The sequence below is a fragment of the Microbacterium sp. CFBP 13617 genome, from assembly GCF_014839445.1.
Lineage (GTDB): Bacteria > Actinomycetota > Actinomycetes > Actinomycetales > Microbacteriaceae > Microbacterium.
Genome location: NZ_JACYNW010000003.1, coordinates 380621 through 404666, shown reverse-complemented (window position 1 = coordinate 404666; position 24046 = coordinate 380621). Strand labels below are relative to the sequence as shown.

Sequence of the window (24046 nt, the reverse complement as noted above, 5' to 3'; positions counted from 1 at the left end):
GGACGACCCTCCCAGTTGTAGACCCAGGCCCCGACGCCGCCCCTTCGACACCGACCCCCGGTCGAGCGGAGGTGATGCCTGATGGATTACGTCATGCTCGGCGTGGGGCTCATCCTCACCGTCGGAACGGGACTCTTCGTCGCCAGTGAATTCGCCCTGGTGAACCTCGACCGCGCCGACCTCGAAGCCCGCCGCGAGGCGGGCGAGACGCGGCTCTCGCTCACGATCGATGCGCTGCGAATCACATCGACGCACCTGTCGAGCGCCCAGCTCGGCATCACCCTGACGACGCTCCTCACCGGTTACACGATGGAACCGGCCATCTCGAACCTGCTGCGGCCGGTCTTCCAGGCGTGGGGACTGCCCGAGGCGGTCATCGTCACCCTCGCCGCGATCATCGGCGTCGGTTTCGCCACCGTGCTGTCGATGATCCTGGGCGAGCTCGTTCCCAAGAACTTCGCCCTCGCGATCCCGCGGCAGACGGCCAAGCTCGTCCTGCCCTTCCAGATCGCGTTCACCGCCGTGTTCAAGCCCGCCATCCTCGTGCTCAACGGCAGCGCCAACGGGGTGCTCCGCTCCATCGGCGTCGAGCCGAAAGAGGAGCTCTCGGGCGCCCGTTCGGCCGAGGAGCTCTCGAGCCTCGTCAAGCGCTCGGCCAGCGCCGGCATGCTCGAGAAGGACACCGCCTCGCTGCTCGATCGCAGCCTCACCTTCGCCCGCCTCAGCGCCGCCGACGTGATGACCCCGCGTCCCAGCGTGCACGCGCTCGCCGCCGGCGACCCCGCCGACGACGTCGTGCAGTTGGCCCGGCGCACCGGGCACAGCCGCTTCCCCGTATACGGCGAGTCGATGGACGACATCATCGGCGTCGTGCATCTCAAGGCCGCGATCGGCGTGCCGCGCGACAGGCGCGGCGACGTGCCCGTGGCCGCGCTGTCGACGGAGCCGCTGCGCGTCCCCGAGACGGTGCACCTCGACACCCTCGTCTCGGAGCTGCGTTCGCGCGGCTACCAGATGGCGATCGTCGTCGACGAGTACGGCGGGACCGCGGGCGTGGTCACCCTCGAAGACCTCGTCGAAGAGATCGTGGGCGAGGTGCTCGACGAGCACGACCGCTCCCGCGCCGGGGTGGTGCGCTCCGCGGCATCCGTGATGTTCCCCGGAGACCTGCGACCCGATGAAGCCCTCGACCGCGCGGGCGTGCGCGTGCCCGAAGGAGAGGTCTACGACACCGTGGGCGGCTTCATCATGGCCGAGCTCGAGCGGATCCCCGCGGTGGGCGACACCGTCGAGACCGACGAAGGGGTCCTGAGCGTGCACCGCATGGACGGCCGTCGCGTCGACCGCGTGCAGTTCACCCCGAAGCCGGTGGAGCAGAACGTCGGCGACCTCGTGCGCGCGGCGAAGGGCGGTGATCAGCGATGAACGATTGGGCGGGAATCGCCTGGCTGGTCGTGCTGCTCGTGGCCAACGCCTTCTTCGTCGGCGCGGAGTTCGCGGTGATCTCGGCGCGGCGATCGCAGATCGAACCCCACGCCGACCGCGGCTCGCGGGCGGCGAAGACCGCGCTGTACGCGATGGAGCACGCCACGCTCATGTTGGCCACGTGCCAACTCGGCATCACGATCTGCTCGCTGCTGATCCTGAACGTGTCCGAGCCCGCCATCCACCACCTGCTGGCGGGGCCCCTCGGCCTCACCGGTCTGCCCGAGGCGGCCGTCGACGTGGTGGCGTTCATCGTGGCGCTGCTGATCGTGTCGTACCTGCACGTCGTGTTCGGCGAGATGGTTCCGAAGAACCTGGCGTTCTCGCTGCCCGACCGCGCGGTGCTCATGCTCGCGCCGCCCCTGGTGGCCGTGTCGAAGGCGTTCTACCCGATCATCGTCGCCCTCAACTGGACGGCGAACCACGTGCTGCGCCTGTTCCGCGTCGAGCCGAAGGACGAGGCCGCCTCGACCTTCACCCTCGACGAGGTCGCGACGATCGTGAGCCAGTCACGGCGAGAGGGCATGCTCGACGACGCGTCGGGAACCGTCAGCGCGGTGGTGGAGTTCACCGAGAAGACCGCCGCCGACGTCGCCGTTCCCATGAGCGACCTCGTGACGCTCCCCGCCCGGACCACTCCGGGCGAGATCGAGCGTGCCGTCGCGCAGCACGGATATTCGCGGTACGTGATCGTCGATGACACCGGCAACCCCACCGGGTACGTCCACCTCAAGGACGTCCTGCGCGCGGCCGACGGGACGGCCGCCGACATGGCGCGTCCAATCCCCGCCAAGCGCATCCATCAGATGGTGTCGGTGCTCGAGACGACCGATCTCGAAGACGCCCTGGCGCTCATGCGCCGCTCGGGTCGCCACCTGGCGCAGGTGCGCGACGAGAGCGGCGACGTGAAGGCCGTGCTGTTCCTCGAGGACATCATCGAGGAGCTCGTCGGCGAGGTGCAGGACGCCACCGAGCGCCGTCGCTTCGTCTGAGGCCTGACACACCGGATGCCACGGCCCCGAGGGGTCGTGGCATCCGGTGTTCTCATTCGCGGGGGTGAGTGCTCGCCGATCCGCCGTCGGGCGGGACCCGGGTCAGGACGTCGCGGCGCGGCTCAGTACGCGCGGGTGTACTGGGCCGGCGCGGGGGAGTCAGCGCCGAGCGCGGCGGCGGCGCGCAGGCCGTAGTGCGGGTCGCGGAGCCACTCGCGGCCCGACAGCACGGCGTCGGCCCGGTCGTCGGCGACGATGTTCTCGGCCAGGGAGGGGTCGTCGATCATGCCGACGGCGGCGACCCGCAGTCCCGTCTCGCGGCGCACGGTCGCGGCGTACTCGACCTGGTAGCCGGGGCCTGTCACGATGCGCTGCTGCGGCACGAGGCCGCCGCTGGAAACGTCGATCAGGTCGGCGCCGACCGCACCCACCAGCCGTGCGGCGGCGACGGTGTCGGCGACGCTCCAGCCGCCGTCGGCGGCGTCCGTCGCCGAGAAGCGCACGAACAGGACGACGTCGGGGATGGCCGCGCGCACGGCCTCGGTCACGCGCACGAGCAGGCGCACCCGGTTCTCGAACGAGCCGCCGTACTCGTCGTCGCGGTGGTTCGTGAGCGGTGACAGGAACTGGTGCAGCAGGTAGCCGTGGGCCGCGTGCAGCTCGACGACCTCGAACCCGGCCGCGACGGCCCGGCGGGCGGCATCCGCGAAGTCCTCGACGACCTTCTCGATGCCCGCGGCATCGAGGGCGACGGGCTCGGCGAACGTGTCGTACGCGAGCGCCGAGGGGGCGAGCGTGGTCCAGCCGCCGGCCTCGGGCGCGACGGTGCCGCGGCCGCCGGTGAGCGGGGAGGTGGTCGACGCCTTGCGGCCGGCGTGGCCCAGCTGCACGCCCGCGACGGCGCCCCGCGCGCGGATCGCCGCGACGATGGGGGCCCAGGCCTCGGCCTGCGCGTCGGTCCAGATGCCGGCGTCTTCGGGCGAGATGCGGCCTTCGGGCGACACCGCCGTGGCCTCGGCGATCACGAGGCCGGCGCCGCCCGCGGCGAACTGGGCGAGGTGCACGTGGTGCCAGTCGTTCGGCACGCCGTCGACCGCGCTGTACTGGCACATCGGCGAGACCCAGAGCCGGTTGCGCATCTCGATACCGCGGATGGACAGGGGTGTGAAGAGGGCACTCATGGAAGACCTTTGCGCTTTAGGGTGACGCCATGACGGCGAAGGACTGGACCGGGCGCGATGCCGGTCGCACACTGCGGTGGCCAACGGCCCACGACGACAAGTATTCCCGCGGGGTCGTGGGGATGCGTACGGGGTCCACCCGCTATCCGGGCGCGGCGATGCTGGGAGTCGAGGCCGCGTGGCGCACCGGAACGGGCATGGTCCGCTACCTCGGACCCGAGCGCGCGCAGAACCTCGTGCTGCAGCGTCGCCCCGAGACGGTCACCGCCGATGGGCGGGTGCAGGCGTGGGTGATGGGGTCGGGAACGGATGCCGCGGAGCGCGACGCCGCCGAGACCGCGGCGCTGCGCGGCATCCTGCGCGCCGACGTTCCGGTCGTCGTCGACGCGGGAGCCCTGGACCTGGTCGCCGGGGCCACGGCACAGGTCATCGTGACGCCGCACGCGCGAGAGCTCGACCGACTGCGCGAGAGCCTGGGCCTCGGAGCGGCCGATCCGCGAGACGACGACGCCCGCGAGGCGGCCGCGCGCGAGACCGCCGAGGCCATCGGCGCGGTGGTCCTGCTGAAGGGCGCCGTCACGATCGTCGCCGCCGCGGGCGGATGGACCCGCCGCGTGACGACGGGCACGCCGTGGCTCGCCACCGCCGGTACCGGCGACGTGCTCGCCGGCGTGCTCGGCGCCGTCACCGCCGGGTCGGTCGCCGCCGATCGCACCTCGCTCGACCACCTCGCCGCGTGCGCGGCCACCGCCGCGTGGCTGCACGGAACGGCCGGCACACGGGCATCACAGGCCTACGGCGGCCTCGGCGGGCCGATCACCGCGCTCGACATCGCCGGGGAGCTGCCCTCGGTCGTGGCCGGGCTGCAGGCGGACTCGATCGGGTAACGGTTGTCGTCGCGACCCGCGCGACGGCGGGGGAGCCGGAGCCACGCGTCCGGGACGCTCAGGGGCGCCCGCTTAGGATGATGCGGTGGTGAGGCGTGTCGTTCCCTTGTTGATCGCGTTCGTCGCCGTACACGTCGTCGTCGGCATCCTGGGCTATCAGCAGCCCAACGAGCCGATGGGCGATGTGTACCTGGTGTACGAACCCTGGTCGCGCTGCGCGCTGTTCGGCGGCATCGACGTCACCTCGTGCACGCGCTCCGACGCGTGGGCCTGGCCGGGCATCACTGAGAAGTGGATCTATCCGCAGCTCGCGTTCCTGCCCATGACGTTCGCCTGGCTGTTCGCCTGGGCCGTCGGGTACACGCCCGCCTGGGTCATCACCGTCGCGCTCGCCAACCTGGTCGCCTTCGTCGTGCTCGTGGGCAAAGGGCGCTCGCGCGGTCGTGTGATCGCCGCCTGGTTCTGGCTCGCGGCCATCCTGCTCATCGGGCCGGTCGGCCTGTACCGCATCGACGGCATCACGGTGCCGTTCGCGATCCTCGGCAGCATCTGGCTGCTGCGCCGCCCGTTCGTGGCCTCCCTGCTGCTGTCGATCGCCGTGTGGATGAAGGTGTGGCCCGCGGCGATCCTGGCCGCCGGTCTCATCGCCGCCCGCCGTCGCCTGGCCCTCATCTGGGGTGCCGTTGCGGTGTCGGTGACCACCGTCATCGCGGTCGTCGCCCTGGGCGGTGCGCCCTACGTCTTCGGCTTCGTCGGCGACCAGACCACCCGCGGCATCCAGATGGAGGCCCCCGTCGGCGGGTTGTACATGTTCCTCGCCGCCTTCTACGTTCCCGGCTCCGAGGTGTACTACGACGGCGGCGTGCTCACCTTCCAGGTGACGGGACCCGGCGCCGACCCCCTCATCGCCGCGATGACGCCCATCATGCTGCTCGTCATGGTCGGGATCGCCATCGTCGGCATCGTGAAGCTGCGGCGCGGGGCGACCTTCGTGAGCCTCTTCCCGCCGCTCTCGCTCGCTCTCGTCACCGCCTTCATCGCGCTGAACAAGGTCGGCTCGCCGCAGTACTACGTGTGGCTCTTCGCCCCCGTCGTGCTGGGGCTGATGATCGATCGCCGTCGCTGGTACGGATTCGCGGGCATGACGCTCGTGATCGCGGCGCTCACGCAGTGGATGTACCCGCTGCTGTACGACGGGCTCATGGCGACGCACCCGAACCCGTTCCCCGTCTTCGTGCTCGAAACGCGGAACCTGCTCGCCCTCGTGCTGCTGGTGTGGGCCGTCGTGCGCGTCGTCCGTGCGCCGATCGACCGCGTCCGTCCTCCCGCCGGGCTGCACGAGATCGTGACCGGGCGGCGTCCGGCGCGAACGCGGATCGCTCCGCGCGGCTGACCCGGGGTTCGCGTCTGGGCGCGGTGCTGCCGCGAGACGGTGCGCCGCGACCGGAGTGCACGCGGCGTCGTCCGACGGAGACACGCAGCGCTTCACTTCGCGGTGCGGCGCGTCGCTGCGCAGCGCTGTGCGGCGCGGTGGCGACGCGGCCCGTTCCGCCGAGGCCGCCCGCGGCCTAGTCTCGAATCATGCTCATCGCCTTCTCTGTCGCTCCCTCGGGTGTCGGAACCGTCGCCTCGGAGAACCCCGACGCGTCGGTGCACGACGCCGTCGCCGCAGCCGTCGCCGTCGTGCGCGCCTCGGGTCTGCCGCATCGCACGACCTCGATGTTCACCGAGGTCGAGGGGGAGTGGGACGAGGTGTTCGACGTCGTCAAACGGGCGACGGATGCCGTGCTGCCCTACGGATCGCGGGTGTCGCTGGTGCTGAAAGCCGACATCCGCCCCGGACGCACGGGCGAGATCGACGGCAAGATCGAGCGACTCGAGGACGCGCTGGAGCGTCACGTCGACTGAGCCGATCGGCTGAGCCGTGACGGGACAGCGGTCGACGGTTGCGCGAAGGGGTGCAGCTGCGGCGGGTTCACCCGGCGGGCGGGTCGTTCCAGATGCGCCTGGTGATGGCGGTGACGTCGGCGTCGATGCGGGCGAGGTCTCCGCGCAGGCTGCTCTCGACGCTGTCGATCTTGGCGCTCAGGCCGGCTTCGACGGTGTCGATCTTGGCGCTCAGGCCGGCTTCGACGGTGTCGATCTTGGCGGTGAGACCGGCTTCGACGGTGTCGATCTTGGCGGTGAGACCGGTCTCGACGGTGTCGATCTTGGCGGTCAGACCGGCTTCGACGCTGTCGACCCGGGTCCTCGTGACGTGGATCTCGGCCACCGTCTCGTAGCGAACGGCGTCGAGGCGTGCCTCGATCCGGTCAGTGTTCGCCGTGATCACCTTCGTGAGCGACCCCATGATGAGGTTCGTGCTGAACGTCATGCCGCCCAGAACAGTCGCGGCGAAGGTTCCGATGAGCACCCATACTTGCGGTTCCGTCACGTCCGGCATCCCTTCAATCCGCGCTGAGGGGATCCAGACTGTCAGCATTCCGTGGGGGTGGAACCGCTCGACCGCGGAGATCGGGAGAAGTTCACCCGCGGTGCGGGTGGGGAGGAGCGGTCCGCGGGGTGCACGGTCGACCGTGACGCCGACCTCACCCGCCGCAGCCGGCCCTCGAAACGATTCGACGCTCGCGGCCGCGCGGACTACCATCGCAAGGTGACCTCTTCGACTTCCTCGAGAGGTGCGGCGATGCGGGCGCTCCTTTCTCTCGCCATCGGCAGCTTCGGCATCGGCATGACCGAGTTCGTGGTGATGGGCCTGCTGCCCAACATCGCCCGCGAGCTCGTCCCCGGCGCGTGGGCGGCCTCGCCCGACGACGCCATCGCCCAGGCCGGCTGGCTCATCTCGCTCTACGCCCTCGGCGTCGTCGTCGGAGCGCCGACGATCGCCGGCTCCGTGGCACGGTTCCCGCGCCATCGCGTGATGATCGTGCTCGCCGCCGCGCTGGCGTTCTTCACCCTGTTGACCGTCATCGCCCCCACGTTCGAGCTCGTCGCGGCATCCCGATTCCTCGCCGGACTTCCGCACGGCGCCTACTTCGGCATCGGCGCCCTGGTGGCCGCCGATGCGCTCGGCCCGGGCAATCGCGCCAAGGGCGTGGCGTTCGTACTCACCGGGCTCACGATCGCCAACGTCGTCGGTGTGCCGCTGGGCACCCTGCTCGGCCAGCAGGTCGGCTGGCGCGCGGCGTTCGCCGTGGTGACCGGGATCTTCCTGCTGGCTACGATCTGCATCGCCCTCTTCGTACCGAAGCACCCCGGTTCGCCCGGTCGTCGATTGCGTGACGAACTGCGTGTGTTCCGCATCGGACAGGTCTGGTTCGCCCTCGGCATCGGCGCCGTCGGGTTCGGCGGATTCTTTGCGATGTACAGCTACATCGCGCCCATGATCACCGATGTCGCGGGCCAGCCTGAGTGGGCCGTCTCGCTCGTACTCGTGCTCGTGGGGATCGGCATGACGATCGGCAACATCGTCGGCGGCGCGCTCGCCGACAAAGACCTGCGGTTCTGGTTGTACGTCGGGCTCATCGCCCTCGGTGCGGCATCGGTGGGCCTGGCTCTCACGGCCGGGTGGATCGTGGCGCTGGTGCTGTTCGCGTTCCTGGTGGCGTTCTGCGGTGCCGCCCTGAGCCCGGCGATCCAGACGCGACTCATGGACGTCGCCGAGGACAACCAGTCCATCGCCGCGGCGTTGAACCACTCGGCGCTCAACATCGGCAACAGCCTCGGCGCCTTCCTCGGCGGCCTCGCCATCGCCGCGGGCCTCGGACTCGTCGCCCCGGCGTGGGTCGGAGCGTTGCTCGCCCTGGGCGGACTGGTCGTCGCCGTGGTGTCGTACCGCGTCGAGGACCGCAGCGGACGCCACCCCGAACATCGGGTGCCGGCGGCCGAAGCCGCGCAGACCGCGATCACCGGTTCGATCCCGACGCAGCGCTGAGCGCGCGTCGTGTCGACCACGGGCCGGCGGCTGACGCGGCGCTGAACGTTGGCGCGAGTGTCCCGGACACGCCGCCTTGGGGTCCGGGGATGCGGAGTGTCCTGGACACTCGACGGTGTGTGCGGGCGGTCGCGGCGACGGCGCGCCGCTCGGGTATGCGTCCAGGTGCCGGCTCGCCGCGGCGGCGGCGCGGCCAGACCACGAAACGCGCGACCTCGTCCCCGACCGACGAGGGGCCGGAGGAAACGGATGCCGCGGTGCCCGGCATCCGGAATCGTCAGGTCGCGAAGAGACGACGCAGGTGCAGGGCGACGGCGGCGGTCTCGATGAGGAAGCCGTCGTGGCCGAAGTCGCTCGAGAGCACGACGGCGTCGTCTCCGTCGAGCGTGTTCGGGATGCCGCGGGCGATGCGGTGCTGCCCGTCGATGGGGAACAGGCGGTCGCTGTCGATGCCGAGCACCAGGGTCGTCGCCGTGACGCGTGCCAGGGCGTCTTCGACGCCGTCGCGGTCGCGGCCGACGTCGTGCGAGTTCATGGCCTCGACGAGGGTGAGGTAGCTGTTCGCGTCGAAACGGCGGGTGAACTTGTTGCCGTGGAAATCGAGGTACGACTCGACGGCGAAGCGTCCGCCGCGGCCCAGCGGGCTCACCCCCGACTGCCATGAACGTTGGAATCGCTGGTTGAGCTCGGTCGGGCTGCGGTAGTTCAGCAGTGCCATGCGCCGAGCGAGAGCGAGTCCGCGGTGCGGGCCGTCGCCGTCGCCGGCGTCGTAATACTCGCCGCCGGCGAAGCGGGGGTCGATGCGCACGGTGTCGAGCTGCACCGAGTTCAGGGCGATCTGGTCGGCGGTCGTGATCGGCGGGGCCGAGAGGATCGCGGCGCGGGCGACGCGGTCGGGGTGGCCGACGGCCCACTCGATCGCGTGCATTCCGCCCATCGACCCGCCGACCACGGCGAACCACCGCTCGACGCCGAGCTCGTCGGCGAGCAGGGCCTGAGCCTCGACCTGGTCGCGGATCGTGAGGTACGGGAAGCGCGAAGCCCACTCGTAGCCGTCGGGGGCGATGCTCGCCGGTCCCGTCGAGCCCTGGCATCCGCCCAGCATGTTGGGGGCGACCACGAACCAGCGGTCGGTGTCGATGGCCGCACCGGGGCCCACGAGGTCGCTCCACCACCCGGCGGTGGGGTGTCCCGGACCGGCGGCACCGCGCACATGGCTGTCGCCGGTGAGCGCGTGGAGGATCAGCACGGCGTTGTCGCGGGCGGGGGAGAGCTGTCCCCACGTCTCGTACGCGAGACGCACGTGGGGCAGCGACTGCCCGGTCTCGGTCGCGAACGCGCCGAACGAGGCGAATCGGCGGTCCCCCGCGGGGTCGCCGTCGCGCCACGCGCCGGTCGCCGGGGGGCGTCCGAGCAGCGATCGGGCATCGGCCTCCGTCACCGGGGCCGAGGGCACCGTGTCTTCGGAGATCTGCCAGTCCATGGCATCCATTCTCGTCGGTCGCCGGCGGCCCGACCGGACTGTTACGTCGATGTCGGAGACCGCGCGTACGATTCGGCGCATGGGTGCATGGAGCGCAGAACCGTTCGGGAACGACACCGCCGCCGACTGGGCGTACGAGCTCGAAGGGCAGACCGACTGGAACGTCGTGCGCGACGCACTGCGCGTCGCCGCCGATACCGAGGGCTCGCAGCTCGACTCCGACGCCGCCACGGTGGCGATCGCAGCCGCCGAGGTCGTCGCGCGGGGGCTGGGGCGGGTGCCCGGCCGGGCCTTCTCCGACGCGGTCACGGCGTTCGTGGCGCGCGCGTCGGCGCCGTCCGCCGAGTTGGTGTCGTTGGCCGACGCCGCGGTCGTCCACGCGACCTCTGACGACGGTGAACTGGCCGAGCTCTGGGAGGACGACCCCGACTGGCACGCCGAGAACGAACGCCTGCGCGTAGCGCTGACCACCGTCTGACCTCCTTGTCCAGCCCCCGCTTCCGGCGCGGAGGGCTCGTCAGAATCGCCGCATGGCGACCTTCCTTCTCATTGCGGCCTCGAGCGACATCGGCGGGGCGACCGCGACCCGACTGCGCGACGCCGGTCATCGCGTTGTCACGACGGCGCGGGATTCCTCGGTCATCGAGCCCGACTTCGTTCTGGATGCCACGGACTTCGACGCCGTCGACCGCGTGGTCGGCGAGGTGGGTGAGCTCGACGGCATCGCGGTGTTCGCGGGCTCGATGCTGCTCAAGCCCGCGCACCTGACCTCGCGCGAGCAGTACGACGGCCTCATCGCCGCCTCTCTGACCACGTCGTTCGCCGCCGTGCGCGCAGCCGGGACGCACATGCGCGACGGTGGCTCGGTGGTGCTGGTGTCTTCGGCCGCGGCCCTGGCGGGACTGCCGAACCACGACGGCATCGCCGCCGCGAAGGCCGGAGTCATCGGGCTGACGCTGTCGGCCGCCGCCAGCTACGCATCGCACGGGCTGCGGGTGAACGCCGTCGCGCCGGGCCTGGTTCAGACTCGGCTGACCGCGAAGCTCACGTCGACCGACATGTCTCGGAAGGTGTCGGAGGCCATGCACCCCCTCGGACGCCTGGGCGAGCCCGAGGACGTGGCTCGCGCGGTGGAGTTCCTGCTCTCGCCCGAGAACGCGTGGATGACGGGCCAGATCATCGGGGTCGACGGGGGCCTCGGGAGCCTGCGGCCGCGCCAGAAGGTCTGACGCGGGCGTCGCGCGGTGCGCGGCGTGTGATCAGCGGAGCGTCAGGGACGGGGGAGGGTCGCCATGCGGCGTGGGTCCTCCTGGCATCCCTGGTCCTCCGCTCGTCACCCGACGCCGCGCTGCGCGCGCCGCGCGACGCCGAGCTGCCCGCGCGCTGCGCGACGCGACGCGCCGGACACGAAGACGACACGTCCCTCGACGCCGCGAAACGCCCCGACCCGGGTGTCCGGGTCGGGGCGTTTCGTGAGAGGGGGTCAGACGCGCGAGGCCTCGGACAGTCGCCGCGCGGCGGCGAGGGCCTGGTCGAGGTCGGCCTTGAGGTCGGCGATGTTCTCGAGACCCACCGACAGGCGCACGAGGCCCGGCGTGACACCGGCGGTGAGCTGCTGCTCGGGCGTGAGCTGGGAGTGCGTGGTGGATGCCGGGTGGATGACGAGCGAGCGCACATCGCCGATGTTGGCGAGGTGGCTGAACAGGCTGAGCGAGTTGACGAATTCGCGACCTGCCTCGACACCGCCCTTGAGCTCGAACGAGAGCACGGCACCCACGCCCTTGGGGGCGTAGTTGTTGGCGGCGGCGTACCAGGGCGAGGTGGGCAGGCCCGAGTAGTTCACGGTCGCGACATCGGGGTGCGACTCGAGCCACTCCGCGATCTCTTGAGCGTTCTGCACGTGACGCTCGATGCGCAGCGACAGGGTCTCGATGCCCTGGATGAGCTGCCAGGCGCTCTGCGGCGCGATGGAGGCACCCAGGTCGCGAAGCAGCTGCACGCGCGCCTTGATGATGTACGCGAGACCGTCGCCGACCGCCTGCGTGTAGACGGCGCCGTGGTACGACGGATCGGGCGTGGTCAGGCCGGGGAACCGGTCGGAGTGCTCCGACCAGGGGAAGGTGCCGCCGTCGACGATGACGCCGCCGATCGTGGTGCCGTGCCCGCCGAGGAACTTGGTCGCGGAGTGCACGATGATGTCGGCGCCGTGCTCGAAGGGACGGATGAGGTAGGGCGTCGCGATCGTGTTGTCGACGATGAGCGGCACGCCGGCCTCGTGCGCGACATCGGCGACCGTGCGGATGTCGAGCACGTTGATCTTCGGGTTTCCGATGGTCTCGGCGAAGAAGAGCTTGGTGTTGGGACGCACGGCGGCACGCCAGGCGGCGGGGTCGTCCTGGTTCTCGACGAACGTCGTCTCGATGCCGAGCTTCGCGAGGGTGTACTTGAAGAGGTTGTAGGTGCCGCCGTAGATCGAGCTCGACGACACGATGTGGTCGCCGGCCTGCGCGATGTTGAGCACGGCGATGGTCTCGGCCGCCTGGCCGCTGGCGACGAGCAGAGCGCCCGTGCCGCCCTCGAGCCCCGCGACGCGCTGCTCGACGACGTCTTGCGTGGGGTTCTGGATGCGCGTGTAGATGTTGCCGAACTCGGCCAGCGAGAACAGGTTCGCGGCGTGGTCGGCGTTGTCGAACACGTACGAGGTGGTCTGGTAGATCGGCGTGGCTCGGGCCTTGGTCACCGGATCGGGCTGGGCACCGGTGTGGATCTGCTTGGTCTCGAAACGCCAGTTCTCGGATGCCGACATGGCCGCTCCTCAGCTCGGGTGGCCTGGGCGGTCGCCGTGGCCTGATGCGAGCGTAGACACCGCCTCCGGCACCGACAACAGGGGCGGACACGGGCCGTAACACCCGTGTCGGAGGGTGCCGGTAGCGTGGATGCCATGACGCGACGTGCAGTGGTGACCGGGGCCAGTTCGGGTATCGGAGAGGCGACGGCGCGACTGCTGCGCTCGCGCGGGTGGGACGTGGTGGGCGTCGCCCGCCGGGCCGAGCGGCTCGCTGCGCTCGAGGCCGAGACCGGTGTCGTCGCCCGCGCGGCCGATCTCACCGTCGCCGACGACATCGCCGACCTGTCGGCCTGGCTCGCCGAGACCGGTGGCGTCGACGCGCTGGTGCAGGTGGCCGGTGGGGCGCGCGGCACCGACCGGGTCGAAGACGGCGACGCCGACGACTGGCGCTGGATGTTCGAGGCCAACGTGCTCTCGTCGCAGCGGCTCGTGGCATCCCTTCTCCCGCTCCTCCGTGAGGCCGCGACGCGCGTCGGGCACGCGGACGCGCTGTTCGTCACCTCCACCGCCGCGCAGACGGCGTACCCGGGCGGGGCGGGGTACAACGCCGCCAAGGCGGGCGAGGCCATGCTCGTGAACTCCCTGCGGCTCGAGCTCAACGGCGAACCGATCCGTGTGATCGAGATCGCGCCGGGCATGGTGCGCACCGAGGAGTTCACCCTCAACCGCGTGGGCGGCGACCACGATGCCGTCGACAAGCTCTACGAGGGCGTCGAGGCCCCCCTGGTCGCCGACGACGTCGCCGACGTCATCGCCTACGCGCTCGATGCACCGGGGCACGTCAACCTCGACCTCGTGACGATGCGCCCCGTCGCGCAGTCGGCGCAGCACCTGCTCGCGCGGGGGCCGCTGCGCCCCCGTCAGAGCGAGCGCCCGGAGTAGCCGAGAGGCCGTTCCCGGCAGAGCTGGCGCCCGGAGTAGCCGAGGGTCCGTGCCCGGCAGGGCGAGCGCCCGTGTCGCCGAGGGGCCGTCCACGTCGGAGCGAACGCAAGGAGCAGCCGAAAGGCCGTCACCGTCGGTCTCTCCGCCGCGATCACCGCCGGCCCGTCGATCCCCGGCCGTTCGAACCCGAGGTCGTCGCTCAGGCCACCTCGCCGCGTGCGGCGTGGGCGGCGGTCTCGGTCTCGGCACTGTCGGCGAACGCCACTTTCGGCACGAAGAACAGCAGCACGGCCGCGGCGAATCCGCCCGCCGCGCAGATCGCCCACACCGTCAGGTAGCCCGCGAGCGGTGCGGCGGTGGCGGCCACGGCCGCCCCGGCTCCACCGGCGAGGACCACGCCGAAGACGGCGGACGACATCGTTCCGCCCACGGTCTTGGTGGTGTTGGTGAGGGCGGATGCCACCCCCGTCTGCCCGCGAGGAGCGGCGGCGGCCGCGGCCGCGGGCATCGCCGCGACGAGGGCGCCCGAGCCCATCCCGGCGATCGCGAGGCACAGCAGCACCTGCCAGAGCTCGACGTGCAGGGGGAGCAGGAGCGCGTATCCCGCGCCCACGAGCGTCGCCGCCCCGATCAGCATCGCTCGCGGACTCGCCCACCGCGAGGTCACGGCGAACAGCACGGCGCCGACGATGAGCGAGACGAGATAGACGCCGATGACGTTCGACCGGTCCGCGGCGTCGAGTCCCAGGCCGTAGCCGAGCGCGCGGTCGGTGCCGGCGTAGGTCGCGAGCGGGCCCTGCGCTCCCAGCAGGCTGATGCCCACGAGGAAGGCCGTGGCCTGCACCGGCCACATCTCGGGCCGGCGCAGCACGCGGATGTCGATGGCCGGGTCGCGTTGGCGAAGCTCGAACAGCACGAAGACCACGCCCAGCACGAGGCCCGCGGCCAGCAGCCCGACGATCGCGATCGGACCCGGGCCGTCGGGGAGCCGCACGAACGACAGGGCGCCGGTGACGCAGAGCAGGGCGCCGGCGAGGATCGTGAAGCCGCCGAGGTCGAGGCGGCGGTCGCTCGTCGACGGCTCGGACTCGGGCACGCCCCACCAGATCACCAGGCAGATGAGCGTCACGACGATCGCGGGGACGGCGAGCGAGAGTCGCAGATCGCCCCCGGTCGCGGTGAAGAGGCGCCCCGCGGCCAGGGCGCCGATGATCGCGCCGGCCTGCAATCCCACGACGAGCAGACCTGCGGCGCGGCGGGTCTGCGACACCCCCCGCTGCTGCCGGCGTCCACGGTCGAAGATCAGGGCGATCTCGAGCGGCAGCCACACGACGTAGAAGCCCTGCAGGGCCCAGGCCAGCAGGAACGTCGTGAACGAGTCGGCGAAGACGAGCCACCAGCTCGCCGCCGCGGTCGCGATCGCCGAGAACAGCAGCACGCGCTTGTGCCCGAACATGTCGCCGAGTTTGGCCAGCACCGGCAGCACGAGCGCCGACAGCAGAAGCTGCGCGGCTTCGAACCAGTTGACGTCGGCGTCGCGGATCCCCAGGTGCGTGACGATGTCGGGCAGCAGGGGGACGTAGAACCCCTGAAGGATGCCGCTGGCGAGCTCCACCAGCACGAACCACCCGATGAGCCCCGCGGTCACCCCGAGCGCCGAGGTGCGCACCCGTCCGACCGCACCCGAGATGCGCGACATGGCGCGACGATAGCACCGCCGCCGTCCTCGGCATCCGCAATCGACTCCCCGCCGGGGTGCCACGATCGCACCGGGCACCCCGCGATGAGGCGGCATCGGGCGCGGCGGCGTCTCGATCACGCCCTAGGGTGAGACGAGTCGACGAGAGGAGTCCGGTGTGACGGACGAGCGCGAGCGGTTGAGCTGGGACGATTTCGGGGTCGCCACGCGCGACATCTCCCGGGCGATCGTCGCCGACGGGTTCCACCCCGAGGTGGTCGTCGCGATCGCCCGAGGCGGACTGCTGCCGGGCGGCGCCATCGCGTACGGACTGGGTGTGAAGAACTGCGGCGCTCTCAACGTCGAGTTCTACACCGGCGTCGGCACCGTCCTCGATGCGCCCGAACTGCTGCCCCCCGAGCTCGACCTGTCGTACCTCACCGGACGACGGGTGCTCCTCGTCGACGACGTCGCCGACAGCGGTCGCACCCTCGACCTCGCCGTGAAGCTCCTCGGCCGGCACGGCGCCGAGACCCGTTCCGCCGTGATCTACACGAAGCCGTCGACGATCATCACCCCCGACTACGCGTGGAAGGACACCGATCTCTGGATCGACTTCCCCTGGTCGCACCAAGGGTCGGTGCACGAAGAAGACGCCGCGTGAGCGGCAAGACTCTCGCGCAGCTCGCCGATGCCGGCCTGATCGACGCGTCGTGGGTGACGCCCCTCGCCCCCGTCGCCGACGACATCGCGGCGCTCGGGGAGCGCCTGCGCACCGAGGGGCAGCCGTACCTCCCCGCCGGTGACCTCGTGCTGCGTGCGTTCCGCACGCCGATCGACGCGGTGCGCGTGCTGATCGTCGGCCAGGATCCGTACCCCACCCCGGGGCACCCGATCGGCCTGTCGTTCGCGGTCGACCCGCACGTGCGGCCCGTGCCGCGGAGCCTGTCGAACATCTACCGCGAGCTCTCCGACGACCTGGGGATCGCCCCCGCGTCGCACGGCGACCTCTCGGCCTGGGGCGCGCAGGGCGTCATGCTGCTGAACCGCGTGCTCACCGTGGCGCCGGGTTCCCCGGCATCCCATCGGGGGTGGGGGTGGGAGCGCGTGACCGACCACGCCATCCGCAGCCTCGTCGCCCGCGAGGCGCCGCTGGTCGCGGTGCTGTGGGGGAAGGATGCCATGAACCTGGCCCCCCTGCTCGGTGACACCGCCATCGTGTCGTCGCCGCATCCGTCGCCCCTGTCGGCCAGCCGGGGGTTCTTCGGCTCGAAGCCGTTCTCGCGGGTCAACACCCTGCTCGAGGAGCAGGGCGCGGACCCCGTCGATTGGCGTCTCCCGGCCTGACGACAGCGCCGCGCGGCCCGGGGTCACACGCTCGAAACGCCGCTGTGCGTAAAGTGTCGAGCGTGCTGGAAGAGGAGTACGAGAAGGCCCGCCGTCGGTTGCCCACGCACCTGCGGCGTGCGCCGGAGCCCGAACGACCGTTCACGTATGAGATCCGCCCGGCCACCGAGGCCGACATCCCCCACATCCGCGAGATCTACAACTATTACGTGCGCAATTCCGTCGTGACCTTCGACGAGAAGGCCTGGACGATCGCGAAGTGGCGCGACAAGTTCGCCACGTTGAACAAGCTCGGACTGCCCTTCCTCGTGGCGGAGTCGCCCAGCGGTCAAGTGCTCGGGTACGCGCTGGTGCAGCCCTGGCAGTCCAAGTCGGCGTACCGGTACACGGTCGAGAACTCGATCTACCTCGGTCAGGCCGCGGCGGGCAAGGGACTCGGCCGCGCCCTGCTGGAGGCGCTGATCTCCGCGTGCCAGGAGCTCGGCATCCGCGAGATGGTCGCCGCGATCAGCGACAAGGGAGCCGACGCGTCGATCGCCCTGCACGAGAAGCTGGGGTTCACCGAGGTGGGTCGCATGGGCCGCGTGGGCTTCAAGTTCGGCCGCTGGCTCGGAGTCGTGTACCTGCAGAAGAGCATCGTGTCGAAGAAGAAGCGTCGGAGGCTGTTCGGCTGACGCGAGCCGCGCGCCCCCGCGCCTCTCGGGTCAGCGCCGCCGCGGCGTCGACGGCGCGGCCCGGCGCACCTCGTCGACGAGCGTGCGCCAGGGACCGTCGACCTGACCGTCGCCCAACCGCGCTCGCCGCACGGCGATGCCTCCGCGATGCACCTCGATGCGCCACTGATAGCGGTCGGCACCCGGCGACGCCGAGGGGGCGGCATCCCACGGGCAGCTCTCGACGAGTTCGCGCCACTGAGCAAGACGCGCCGGGTCGGGCTCGGCCCGCCACTGCTTCTGCAGCCCGGCGAGGCCGCCCGAGCGCACGACGACCACGGCGAAGCGCTCGTCGTTCGCGGCGTCAGGCTGCGGCATCCTCCTCGACGCCGACTGCGACCCATGCGGCGCGGACGGCGGCGACCTCCTCGGACTCCTCACCGTACTCGCTGGCGGCGGTGGCGCGCGTGGCGGCGGCGAAGGCGGCGAAGTCGGCGGTGGGGGAGAGGGTGCCCGCGGTGAGGGTGCGGTACCAGATGAGTCCGGCGCGCTCCCAGGCGAAGCCGCCCAGTGTCGTCGCGGCGACGTGGAAGGCGCGGTTGGGGATGCCGGAGTTGATGTGCACGCCCCCGTTGTCGTCGTCGGTCTCGACGTAGTCGCGCATGTGCCCGGGCTGCGGGTCGGTGCCGAGCACGTCGTCGTCGTAGGCGGTACCGGGTGCCTTCATCGACCGCAGCGCCTCGCCCTGCACGTCGGGCGCGAAGATGCCCGCGCCGATCAGCCACGACGCTTCGTCGGCGCTCTGGCCGAGCCGATGCTGCTCGGCGAGGGCGCCGAACACGTCGGACAACGACTCGTTCAGGGCGCCGGACTGCCCCTGGTACTCGAGACCCCCGGCGGCCTCGGTCACCCCGTGGCCGAGCTCGTGCGCGATGACGCTGAGCGAGCGGGTGAACCCGACGAACACCTCGCCGTCGCCGTCGCCGAACACCATGCGCTCGCCGTTCCAGAACGCGTTGTCGTAGTCGTCGCCGAAGTGCACCGTGGCCAGCAGCGAACCGCCCGCCGCGTCGATGCCGTCGCGTGCGAAGGCGTCCCAGAAGAAGTCGTACGTGGCACCGAGACCGTCGTAGGCCTCGTCGACGGCGGCGTCGCCGACGGGCTCTTCGTCTTCGCTGCGCACGCGTCGACCGGGCAGATTCTCGCTGTTCTGCGCGTCGGAGATGATGCGATCGGGGGCGGGAACCGCCTCGGCGACGAGCGCGTCGCCGTCGATCGACAGCCGGAGCCGGGTGCGGGTGGGCCGCGGCGGCCGCGGTATCGCCAGGGTCTTGCGTGCCGCGGCGGCCGCGCGTGCGAGCCGCGGGTCGTCGGTGGACGCGAGCCGATCGAGCAGGAACGGGGGAACGATGCCGGGGTACATGCGCCGAGGTTAGCGCCGACCTCCGACATCGCGGCATCCCTTGCTCACCCGCACGACGGCGCTCCGCAGCGCACGGGATGGGGCCATCCGCGCGAAGACCGCCACGCCGAGGCCCGTTCTCGCGGCGGCGGCGAACTTCAGCGCGGCAGGGTCGGGATCGACGCCAACAGCTGCCGCGTGTACGACGCCTGGGGCTGCAGCAGCACCTTCTCGGTCGGGCCCTGCTCGACGACCTTGCCGTCCTTCATCACCATGACCTGGTCGCACACGCTCTGCACGACGCCGATGTCGTGCGAGACGAGCACGAGGGTCAGGTCTTTGTCGGCGCGCAGGCGCGCGATGAGGCGCAGGATCTGCGCGCGCACGGTCACGTCGAGGGCCGAGAGCGGCTCGTCGCCGACGAGGATCCGCGGGCGGTGCACGATGGCGCGCGCGAGCGCGATGCGCTGGCGCTGACCGCCCGAGAACTCGTGGGGGAAGCGCGAAGCCATGTCGGCATCGAGGCCGACCTGCACGAGCACGTCGCGCACCCGGGCGCGCCGGTCGCCGTCGACGCCCAGGGCCCAGAGGGGTTCGCCCACGATGCGACCGACGTCCATGCGCGGATCGAGCGACGCGTACGGGTCTTGGAAAACCATCCCGGTGGTGCGGCGCAGCCAGTGCAGCGAGCGGGCGGAGCCGCCGGCGACGACGGGGCGCCCCGTCACCTCCACGGTGCCCGCCGACGGGGTGTCCAGGCCCAGCAGCAGCCGGACGAGCGTGGACTTGCCCGATCCCGACTCGCCGATGATCCCCACCGCCGAGCCCGCGAGCACCGACAGGTCGACGTCGTCGAGAGCCGTCGTGCGTTCGGGCCGGGCGAAGCCCTTCCGCGGTGCGGGATAGGTGCGCGAGAGCCCGCGCGCATGGATGAGCGTCTCGGTCATGGCGTCTCCCCACCGGTCGGCGCGGCGTCGGAGGCGGCGGCGGTCGCGCCGGACCCGCCCGCGTCGCGCTGCGTGGGCTCGACCGGCACGCCGGCCGGGGCCGCGGCATCCTGTCCCGCGGTCTCGGGATGCCAGAGCGTCGCCGTCGCGTCACGCAACAGCGCTCGCGTGACCGGCGACGACGGTGCCCGCAGCAGGTCGGCGACCGCTCCGTGCTCGACCACGCGGCCGTGCTCGAGGACCACGGCGTGGGTGGCGACCTGCGCCAGCACCGCGAGATCGTGGGTGATGAAGACGAGGGACATCCCGGCGTCGTGGACCAGGGACCGCAGCAACGACAGGATCCCGGCCTGGATGGTGACGTCGAGGGCCGTGGTCGGTTCGTCGGCGATCAGCAGACGGGGACGGCACGCGAGCGCCATCGCGATCGCGACCCGCTGGCGTTGACCGCCCGAGAGCTGGTGCGGATAGCGCGCGACGATGCGCTCCGGGTCGGGAAGGGCGACGCGTTCCGCCTCGAGCACGGCGCGGCGGGCCGCCTCGCGGCGGGAGACGCCCTCGTGGATGCGCACCGATTCGCCGATCTGGCGTCCGACCGTGCGGATGGGGTTGAGGGCGGTCCGCGGCTCCTGGAAGACCATGCCGATGTCGTCGCCGCGCAGGCGCGCGAGCTCGCGGTCGTCGAGACCCAGGATCTCGCGGTCGTTCCATCTCACGCTTCCCGAGGCCCGGGCGTCGTCGGGCAGCAGCCCCAGGATCGCCAGGGCGGTGAGGGACTTGCCCGAGCCCGATTCGCCGATGATGCCCACCCGCGCGCCGTCGGGCACCTCGAACGACACGCCGTCGACGACGGCGCGGCCGCCGATCTCGATGCGCAGGTCTTTCACGACGAGGCTCATGCGACCACTCCCGGAACGTGGGTGCGGGCGGCGGGTGCACGCTGGGCGAGCGTCGGGTCGGCGGCTTCGCGCAGGGCGTCGCCGAGCAGGTTGAGCCCCAGCACGGTGAGGGTGATCGCCAGCCCCGGCCAGACGACGGTGAGCGGGTGCACCGAGATGTACGACTGCAGATCGCTCAGCAGGACCCCCCACGACGGTTGGGTGACCGGGGCGCCGAAGCCCAGGTACGACAGTCCGGCCTCGGCGAGCACGGCGACCGCCATGCCCCACGACAGCTGCACGATGAAGACGGGGGCGACGTTGGGCAGCAGGTGCCGGGTGAGGTTCTGCCAGGGGGTCAGGCCGCTGGCACGCCCCGCGAGCACGAAGTCGCTGTGCAGCACGCGACGCAGTTCCGGGCGCGTCACGCGGGCGATGTTGACGCCGAAGCCGATCCCCACCGACCAGATGACCACGGCGAGGGAGCCGCCCCAGACGGCCGAGATCATCATGGCGATGATGAGCACGGGGAACGCGATCAGGATGTCGACGAGCACGGCGATGCTCTCGCGGATCCACCGCGCGGTGAGCGAGCCGAGGGCGGCGAGGGCGAGGCCGAGCACCGACGCGACGATTCCGGCCCCGACGGCGACGACGATCGTCGTGCGGGCCCCCGCCATGAGCAGGCTCGCGATGTCGCGACCGTTGTTGTCGGTGCCGAGCACGTGCGGCCACGAGGGGGAGAACCAGCGCGCACGCGCGTCGACGGCGGCGGGATCGAACGGCGTCCACACCAGCGACACCACGGCCGTGATCACCAGGAGCACGACGATCAGGATGCCGAACCGGCCGGTGCCCAGATTCCACAGGCGTTTCAGGGTGCTCACGAGGCCTCCCGCTGGCGGGGATCGATCAGGCGGTGCACGAGGTCGACGACGAAGCCGACGAGCAGCACGAACCCGGTGAGGGCGAGCAGCTCGCCCTGCACCTTCGGGAGGTCGCGCGCCGCGACGTCGGCGACGAGCATGCGGCCGACGCCGGGAAGGGTGAACAGCTGCTCGATCACGACGGCGCCGACGATGATGCCGGCGATCTGCAGTCCGAGCACCGTGATCACCGACAGTCCGACGTTCGGCAGTCCGTGGCGCACCAACGCCCGCGTGCGGGTCAGTCCCTTCGCCGCGGCCGTGCGCACGTAGTCCTGCCCGAGGGCTTGCAGGGTGGCGCTGCGGACGAACCGCAGGAGCATCGCGCCCTCGACCACGCCGATGGTGAGCGCGGGGAGCACGAGGGCGCGGAACGCCGCCCCGGGGTCGTTCCACCCGGCGCGAGGAAACCCCTGCGGCGGCAGCCAGCCCAGCCAGACGGCGAACACGACCACCAGCAGCATCCCCGCCCACACCACCGGCACGGCGGCCAGGGCCTGCGACGCGACGCTGAGGGCGGTCCCCCCGGCGGTGCGCCGGCCGAGGGCCGACAGCACTCCGAGCGGGATGCCGATGAGCAGGGCGACCGTGAGTGACATGACCGCGAGGGGCACGGTGACCCGCGCCTTATCGAGGAGTTCGGCCGCGACCGACTCGCCGGTGACCAGGGAGGTACCCAGATCGCCCCGCAGCAGCCCGCCGATCCAATCGAAGTACTGCGTCCACAGCGGCACGTCGAGGCCCAGGCTCTCGCGCAGGGCGGCGACTTGCTCGGGGGTCGACTGCGTTCCGGCGATCAGCTGCGCGACGTCGCCGGGGAGCACCCGCAGCGACAGGAAGATCAGCGCGCTGGCCACGGCCAGGCCCAGGAGAAGCAGGCCCAGCCGTGTCAGCGCGTAGCGGATCACTCCGATGAGACCGTCACGCCCGCGAGGGGCAGGCGCACGTTGAGCGAGTTCTTCGGGAAGTTCGCGACGTTCGTGCCGACCGCGGTGCGCGGGGTGGCCAGGAGCAGCCAGTCGGCGGCATCCTCGTCGTCGACGATGCGGGCGGCCTCGGCGAGCAGGTCGGAGGACTGCTGTTCGTCGGTGGTCGCCTGGGCCTGCGCGTACAGGCTCTGCACCGTCGCGTTGTCGTACCCGAAGTAGTACGTGGGGTTCGCCCAGTTGCCGAAGTCGCGCGCCTCGACGTGACGCACGAAGCTCAGGTCGTAGTCGTGGTTCGTGTAGACGTCTTGCAGCCAGGTCGAGAAGTCCACCGATTCGACCTTCAGGGTGACGCCCACGTCGGCGAACGACGACACGAGGAACGTCGGGATCGACGTGGGGTAGACGTTGGGGATCGTCAGCGTCAGCTCGAGGTTTTCGGCACCGGCCTGGGCGAGCAGGTCGCGGGCGCGGTCGGGGTTGTACGACACGCTGCCCGTGAGGTCTTCGTACCCGGGGTCGAGCGGGGGGATCGGACCGTTCAGGGTCTGCGCGGCGATGACCGTCTCGACGAGGGCGTCGTGGTCGATGGCCAGACGCAGGGCCTCGCGCACCCGCTGATCGGTGAGGGGGGCGCGCTGGTTGTTGAACGCCAGAGTCGCCTTGTCGGTGGTCAGGCCGGTGTCGATGGTGAAGTTCCCGGTGCCCTCGACCTGGCTCTGCAGTTCGGGGTCGACCTCGAGGGCGACGTCGAGGTCGCCGCTGACGGCGGCGTTGACGGCCGCACTGCGGTCGGGGATGTAGTCGAGGACGACCTCGGCGACGCCGGCCTTGTCGCCCCAGTACCCGTCGTATCGCGCGAGCGTGAGGCTCTGACCGGTGTTGCGCGACGCCACCGTGAACGGCCCGGTGCCGTTCGCGGCGGTCTGGAAGTTCGTCGTGTCGGCGTTCTTGAACACGAGTCCGGCGCGGCCGGTCAGGGTGAACAGGAAGTCGATGTTCGGCTGCGCGAGCGTCAGCACGACGGTGGACGCGTCGGGCGAGGCGATCGAGGCGACGTTGGCGAGGTCGGCGCTGTTCTGGATGGTCGCGTCGTCCTTCGCCGTCTGCAGCGAGGTGACCACGTCGTCGGCGGTCATCGCGGTGCCGTCGTGGAAGGTCACGCCCTCCCGCAGGGTGAAGGTGTAGGTCAGCCCGTCGGGCGAGATGGTCCACTCCGTGGCCAGGGCCGGGACGATCGCGTTGTCGTCGTCGCCGTTGCGGGTCACGAGACCCTGGTAGACGTTGTCGACGAGGGCCTGCTCGAGGGCGGCTCCGCTGGTGTGGCGGATGTCGAGGTTCGACGGTTCCAGCGACAGACCCACCGTGAGGGTGGCGTCGGGGTTGACGTCACCGGTCGGGGCGGGTGAGGTGCCGGGTCCGGTGCAGGAGGTGAGCAGGAGGGCTCCGATCAGGAGCGCGCTCGTGGCGAGGGCGGTGCGGCGCAGCATTGCGGGGATGTCCTTTCGCAGGCCGAGGGCATCCGAGTGCTGTGGATGCCGTGCATGGGGTGGGAACAGCCTACTTTCACCCGCATTCCCTCCACGTCCTTCATGAC

The 24046-nt window shown here is 71.2% G+C and carries 24 protein-coding genes; 12 read left to right on the top strand and 12 right to left on the bottom strand.

The window, feature by feature from the left end; all coding sequences use genetic code 11:
* The first annotated feature begins 81 nt into the window (after nt 1-81).
* Complete coding sequence (locus IFU40_RS10445) at nt 82-1425, top strand: hemolysin family protein (protein ID WP_191926274.1); 1344 nt, start codon at nt 82-84, stop codon at nt 1423-1425.
* Nucleotides 1422-2477, top strand: coding sequence for a hemolysin family protein (locus IFU40_RS10440; RefSeq protein ID WP_055936734.1), 1056 nt, complete (start codon nt 1422-1424; stop codon nt 2475-2477). Before IFU40_RS10445 ends, IFU40_RS10440 begins: the two co-directional genes overlap by 4 nt.
* 122 nt (nt 2478-2599) lie before the next feature.
* On the opposite strand, the gene IFU40_RS10435 is transcribed toward IFU40_RS10440, so the two are convergent.
* Entirely contained in the window at nt 2600-3658 is a 1059-nt protein-coding gene (locus IFU40_RS10435; RefSeq protein WP_191926273.1) for an NADH:flavin oxidoreductase/NADH oxidase, read from the bottom strand.
* A 29-nt stretch (nt 3659-3687) separates the two neighbouring features.
* Between IFU40_RS10435 and IFU40_RS10430 the strand changes: the two genes are divergently transcribed.
* From IFU40_RS10430 to IFU40_RS10420, 3 genes are all read left to right on the top strand, one after another.
* Nucleotides 3688-4545: an ADP-dependent NAD(P)H-hydrate dehydratase gene (locus IFU40_RS10430; RefSeq protein ID WP_191926272.1), complete on the top strand. Its 858-nt coding sequence runs from the start codon at nt 3688-3690 to the stop codon at nt 4543-4545.
* A gap of 85 nt (nt 4546-4630) precedes the next feature.
* Complete coding sequence (locus tag IFU40_RS10425) at nt 4631-5938, top strand: glycosyltransferase family 87 protein (RefSeq protein WP_055936744.1); 1308 nt, start codon at nt 4631-4633, stop codon at nt 5936-5938.
* 188 nt (nt 5939-6126) lie between these two features.
* Complete coding sequence (locus IFU40_RS10420; protein ID WP_055936747.1) at nt 6127-6453, top strand: thiamine-binding protein; 327 nt, start codon at nt 6127-6129, stop codon at nt 6451-6453.
* 67 nt (nt 6454-6520) lie between these two features.
* Here IFU40_RS10420 and IFU40_RS10415 read toward each other — a convergent pair whose 3' ends face one another.
* Nucleotides 6521-6979 (bottom strand): hypothetical protein, encoded by a 459-nt coding sequence (locus IFU40_RS10415; protein ID WP_206754874.1) that lies wholly within the window; start codon nt 6977-6979, stop codon nt 6521-6523.
* A 252-nt stretch (nt 6980-7231) separates the two neighbouring features.
* Between IFU40_RS10415 and IFU40_RS10410 the strand changes: the two genes are divergently transcribed.
* Nucleotides 7232-8479, top strand: coding sequence for an MFS transporter (locus tag IFU40_RS10410; RefSeq protein WP_055936752.1), 1248 nt, complete (start codon nt 7232-7234; stop codon nt 8477-8479).
* A gap of 277 nt (nt 8480-8756) precedes the next feature.
* Here IFU40_RS10410 and metX read toward each other — a convergent pair whose 3' ends face one another.
* Nucleotides 8757-9962: a homoserine O-acetyltransferase MetX gene (metX, locus tag IFU40_RS10405; RefSeq protein WP_191926270.1), complete on the bottom strand. Its 1206-nt coding sequence runs from the start codon at nt 9960-9962 to the stop codon at nt 8757-8759.
* A 79-nt stretch (nt 9963-10041) separates the two neighbouring features.
* Between metX and IFU40_RS10400 the strand changes: the two genes are divergently transcribed.
* Complete coding sequence (locus tag IFU40_RS10400; RefSeq protein ID WP_191926269.1) at nt 10042-10440, top strand: DUF4259 domain-containing protein; 399 nt, start codon at nt 10042-10044, stop codon at nt 10438-10440.
* Between the two features lie 52 nt (nt 10441-10492).
* Nucleotides 10493-11191 carry an SDR family NAD(P)-dependent oxidoreductase gene (locus tag IFU40_RS10395; protein ID WP_070408330.1) on the top strand — a complete coding sequence of 233 codons (699 nt, stop codon included), beginning with the start codon at nt 10493-10495 and terminating at the stop codon, nt 11189-11191.
* Nucleotides 11192-11445: 254 nt separating this feature from the next.
* Here IFU40_RS10395 and IFU40_RS10390 read toward each other — a convergent pair whose 3' ends face one another.
* On the bottom strand, nt 11446-12768 hold the full coding sequence (locus IFU40_RS10390) for a bifunctional o-acetylhomoserine/o-acetylserine sulfhydrylase (protein WP_055936764.1): 1323 nt from the start codon (nt 12766-12768) through the stop codon (nt 11446-11448).
* Between the two features lie 135 nt (nt 12769-12903).
* Here IFU40_RS10390 and IFU40_RS10385 point away from each other — a divergent pair, with 135 nt between their 5' ends.
* Complete coding sequence (locus IFU40_RS10385; protein WP_191926268.1) at nt 12904-13692, top strand: SDR family oxidoreductase; 789 nt, start codon at nt 12904-12906, stop codon at nt 13690-13692.
* 199 nt (nt 13693-13891) lie between these two features.
* On the opposite strand, the gene IFU40_RS10380 is transcribed toward IFU40_RS10385, so the two are convergent.
* Entirely contained in the window at nt 13892-15391 is a 1500-nt protein-coding gene (locus tag IFU40_RS10380) for an MFS transporter (protein WP_191926267.1), read from the bottom strand.
* A 157-nt stretch (nt 15392-15548) separates the two neighbouring features.
* On the opposite strand from IFU40_RS10380, the gene IFU40_RS10375 reads away from it, so the two are divergent.
* From IFU40_RS10375 to IFU40_RS10365, 3 genes are all read left to right on the top strand, one after another.
* Complete coding sequence (locus tag IFU40_RS10375) at nt 15549-16034, top strand: phosphoribosyltransferase (protein WP_055834678.1); 486 nt, start codon at nt 15549-15551, stop codon at nt 16032-16034.
* The gene (locus IFU40_RS10370; RefSeq protein ID WP_191926266.1) at nt 16031-16717 is read left to right on the top strand and encodes a uracil-DNA glycosylase; all 687 of its coding nucleotides are present in this window, start codon (nt 16031-16033) and stop codon (nt 16715-16717) included. The genes IFU40_RS10375 and IFU40_RS10370 overlap by 4 nt, the downstream gene beginning before the upstream one ends.
* A 62-nt stretch (nt 16718-16779) precedes the next feature.
* Entirely contained in the window at nt 16780-17391 is a 612-nt protein-coding gene (locus tag IFU40_RS10365) for a GNAT family N-acetyltransferase (protein WP_055835940.1), read from the top strand.
* Between the two features lie 30 nt (nt 17392-17421).
* Here the strand turns inward: IFU40_RS10365 and IFU40_RS10360 are convergent, their stop codons facing one another.
* The 7 genes from IFU40_RS10360 to IFU40_RS10330 form a co-directional block, all read right to left on the bottom strand.
* Nucleotides 17422-17748: a protealysin inhibitor emfourin gene (locus tag IFU40_RS10360; protein WP_191926265.1), complete on the bottom strand. Its 327-nt coding sequence runs from the start codon at nt 17746-17748 to the stop codon at nt 17422-17424.
* Complete coding sequence (locus IFU40_RS10355) at nt 17735-18793, bottom strand: M4 family metallopeptidase (RefSeq protein WP_191926264.1); 1059 nt, start codon at nt 18791-18793, stop codon at nt 17735-17737. The genes IFU40_RS10360 and IFU40_RS10355 overlap by 14 nt, the downstream gene beginning before the upstream one ends.
* 137 nt (nt 18794-18930) lie before the next feature.
* Complete coding sequence (locus IFU40_RS10350) at nt 18931-19719, bottom strand: ABC transporter ATP-binding protein (protein WP_191926263.1); 789 nt, start codon at nt 19717-19719, stop codon at nt 18931-18933.
* Nucleotides 19716-20618, bottom strand: a complete 903-nt coding sequence (locus tag IFU40_RS10345; protein ID WP_191926262.1) for an ATP-binding cassette domain-containing protein — start codon at nt 20616-20618, stop codon at nt 19716-19718. The genes IFU40_RS10350 and IFU40_RS10345 overlap by 4 nt, the downstream gene beginning before the upstream one ends.
* Complete coding sequence (locus tag IFU40_RS10340) at nt 20615-21484, bottom strand: ABC transporter permease subunit (RefSeq protein WP_191926261.1); 870 nt, start codon at nt 21482-21484, stop codon at nt 20615-20617. The genes IFU40_RS10345 and IFU40_RS10340 overlap by 4 nt, the downstream gene beginning before the upstream one ends.
* Nucleotides 21481-22431 carry an ABC transporter permease gene (locus IFU40_RS10335; protein WP_070408325.1) on the bottom strand — a complete coding sequence of 317 codons (951 nt, stop codon included), beginning with the start codon at nt 22429-22431 and terminating at the stop codon, nt 21481-21483. Before IFU40_RS10335 ends, IFU40_RS10340 begins: the two co-directional genes overlap by 4 nt.
* Nucleotides 22428-23939, bottom strand: a complete 1512-nt coding sequence (locus tag IFU40_RS10330; RefSeq protein ID WP_191926260.1) for an ABC transporter substrate-binding protein — start codon at nt 23937-23939, stop codon at nt 22428-22430. The genes IFU40_RS10335 and IFU40_RS10330 overlap by 4 nt, the downstream gene beginning before the upstream one ends.
* Between the last annotated feature and the right edge of the window lie 107 nt (nt 23940-24046).

Coding starts and splice junctions, on each gene's coding strand:
- IFU40_RS10445 (WP_191926274.1), top strand. CDS start 82: ATGGATTACGTCATGCTCGGCGTGGGGCTCATCCTCACCGTCGGAACG.
- IFU40_RS10440 (WP_055936734.1), top strand. CDS start 1,422: ATGAACGATTGGGCGGGAATCGCCTGGCTGGTCGTGCTGCTCGTGGCC.
- IFU40_RS10435 (WP_191926273.1), bottom strand. CDS start 3,658: ATGAGTGCCCTCTTCACACCCCTGTCCATCCGCGGTATCGAGATGCGC.
- IFU40_RS10430 (WP_191926272.1), top strand. CDS start 3,688: ATGACGGCGAAGGACTGGACCGGGCGCGATGCCGGTCGCACACTGCGG.
- IFU40_RS10420 (WP_055936747.1), top strand. CDS start 6,127: ATGCTCATCGCCTTCTCTGTCGCTCCCTCGGGTGTCGGAACCGTCGCC.
- IFU40_RS10410 (WP_055936752.1), top strand. CDS start 7,232: ATGCGGGCGCTCCTTTCTCTCGCCATCGGCAGCTTCGGCATCGGCATG.
- metX (WP_191926270.1), bottom strand. CDS start 9,962: ATGGACTGGCAGATCTCCGAAGACACGGTGCCCTCGGCCCCGGTGACG.
- IFU40_RS10400 (WP_191926269.1), top strand. CDS start 10,042: ATGGGTGCATGGAGCGCAGAACCGTTCGGGAACGACACCGCCGCCGAC.
- IFU40_RS10395 (WP_070408330.1), top strand. CDS start 10,493: ATGGCGACCTTCCTTCTCATTGCGGCCTCGAGCGACATCGGCGGGGCG.
- IFU40_RS10390 (WP_055936764.1), bottom strand. CDS start 12,768: ATGTCGGCATCCGAGAACTGGCGTTTCGAGACCAAGCAGATCCACACC.
- IFU40_RS10385 (WP_191926268.1), top strand. CDS start 12,904: ATGACGCGACGTGCAGTGGTGACCGGGGCCAGTTCGGGTATCGGAGAG.
- IFU40_RS10380 (WP_191926267.1), bottom strand. CDS start 15,391: ATGTCGCGCATCTCGGGTGCGGTCGGACGGGTGCGCACCTCGGCGCTC.
- IFU40_RS10360 (WP_191926265.1), bottom strand. CDS start 17,748: ATGCCGCAGCCTGACGCCGCGAACGACGAGCGCTTCGCCGTGGTCGTC.
- IFU40_RS10355 (WP_191926264.1), bottom strand. CDS start 18,793: ATGTACCCCGGCATCGTTCCCCCGTTCCTGCTCGATCGGCTCGCGTCC.
- IFU40_RS10350 (WP_191926263.1), bottom strand. CDS start 19,719: ATGACCGAGACGCTCATCCATGCGCGCGGGCTCTCGCGCACCTATCCC.
- IFU40_RS10345 (WP_191926262.1), bottom strand. CDS start 20,618: ATGAGCCTCGTCGTGAAAGACCTGCGCATCGAGATCGGCGGCCGCGCC.
- IFU40_RS10330 (WP_191926260.1), bottom strand. CDS start 23,939: ATGCTGCGCCGCACCGCCCTCGCCACGAGCGCGCTCCTGATCGGAGCC.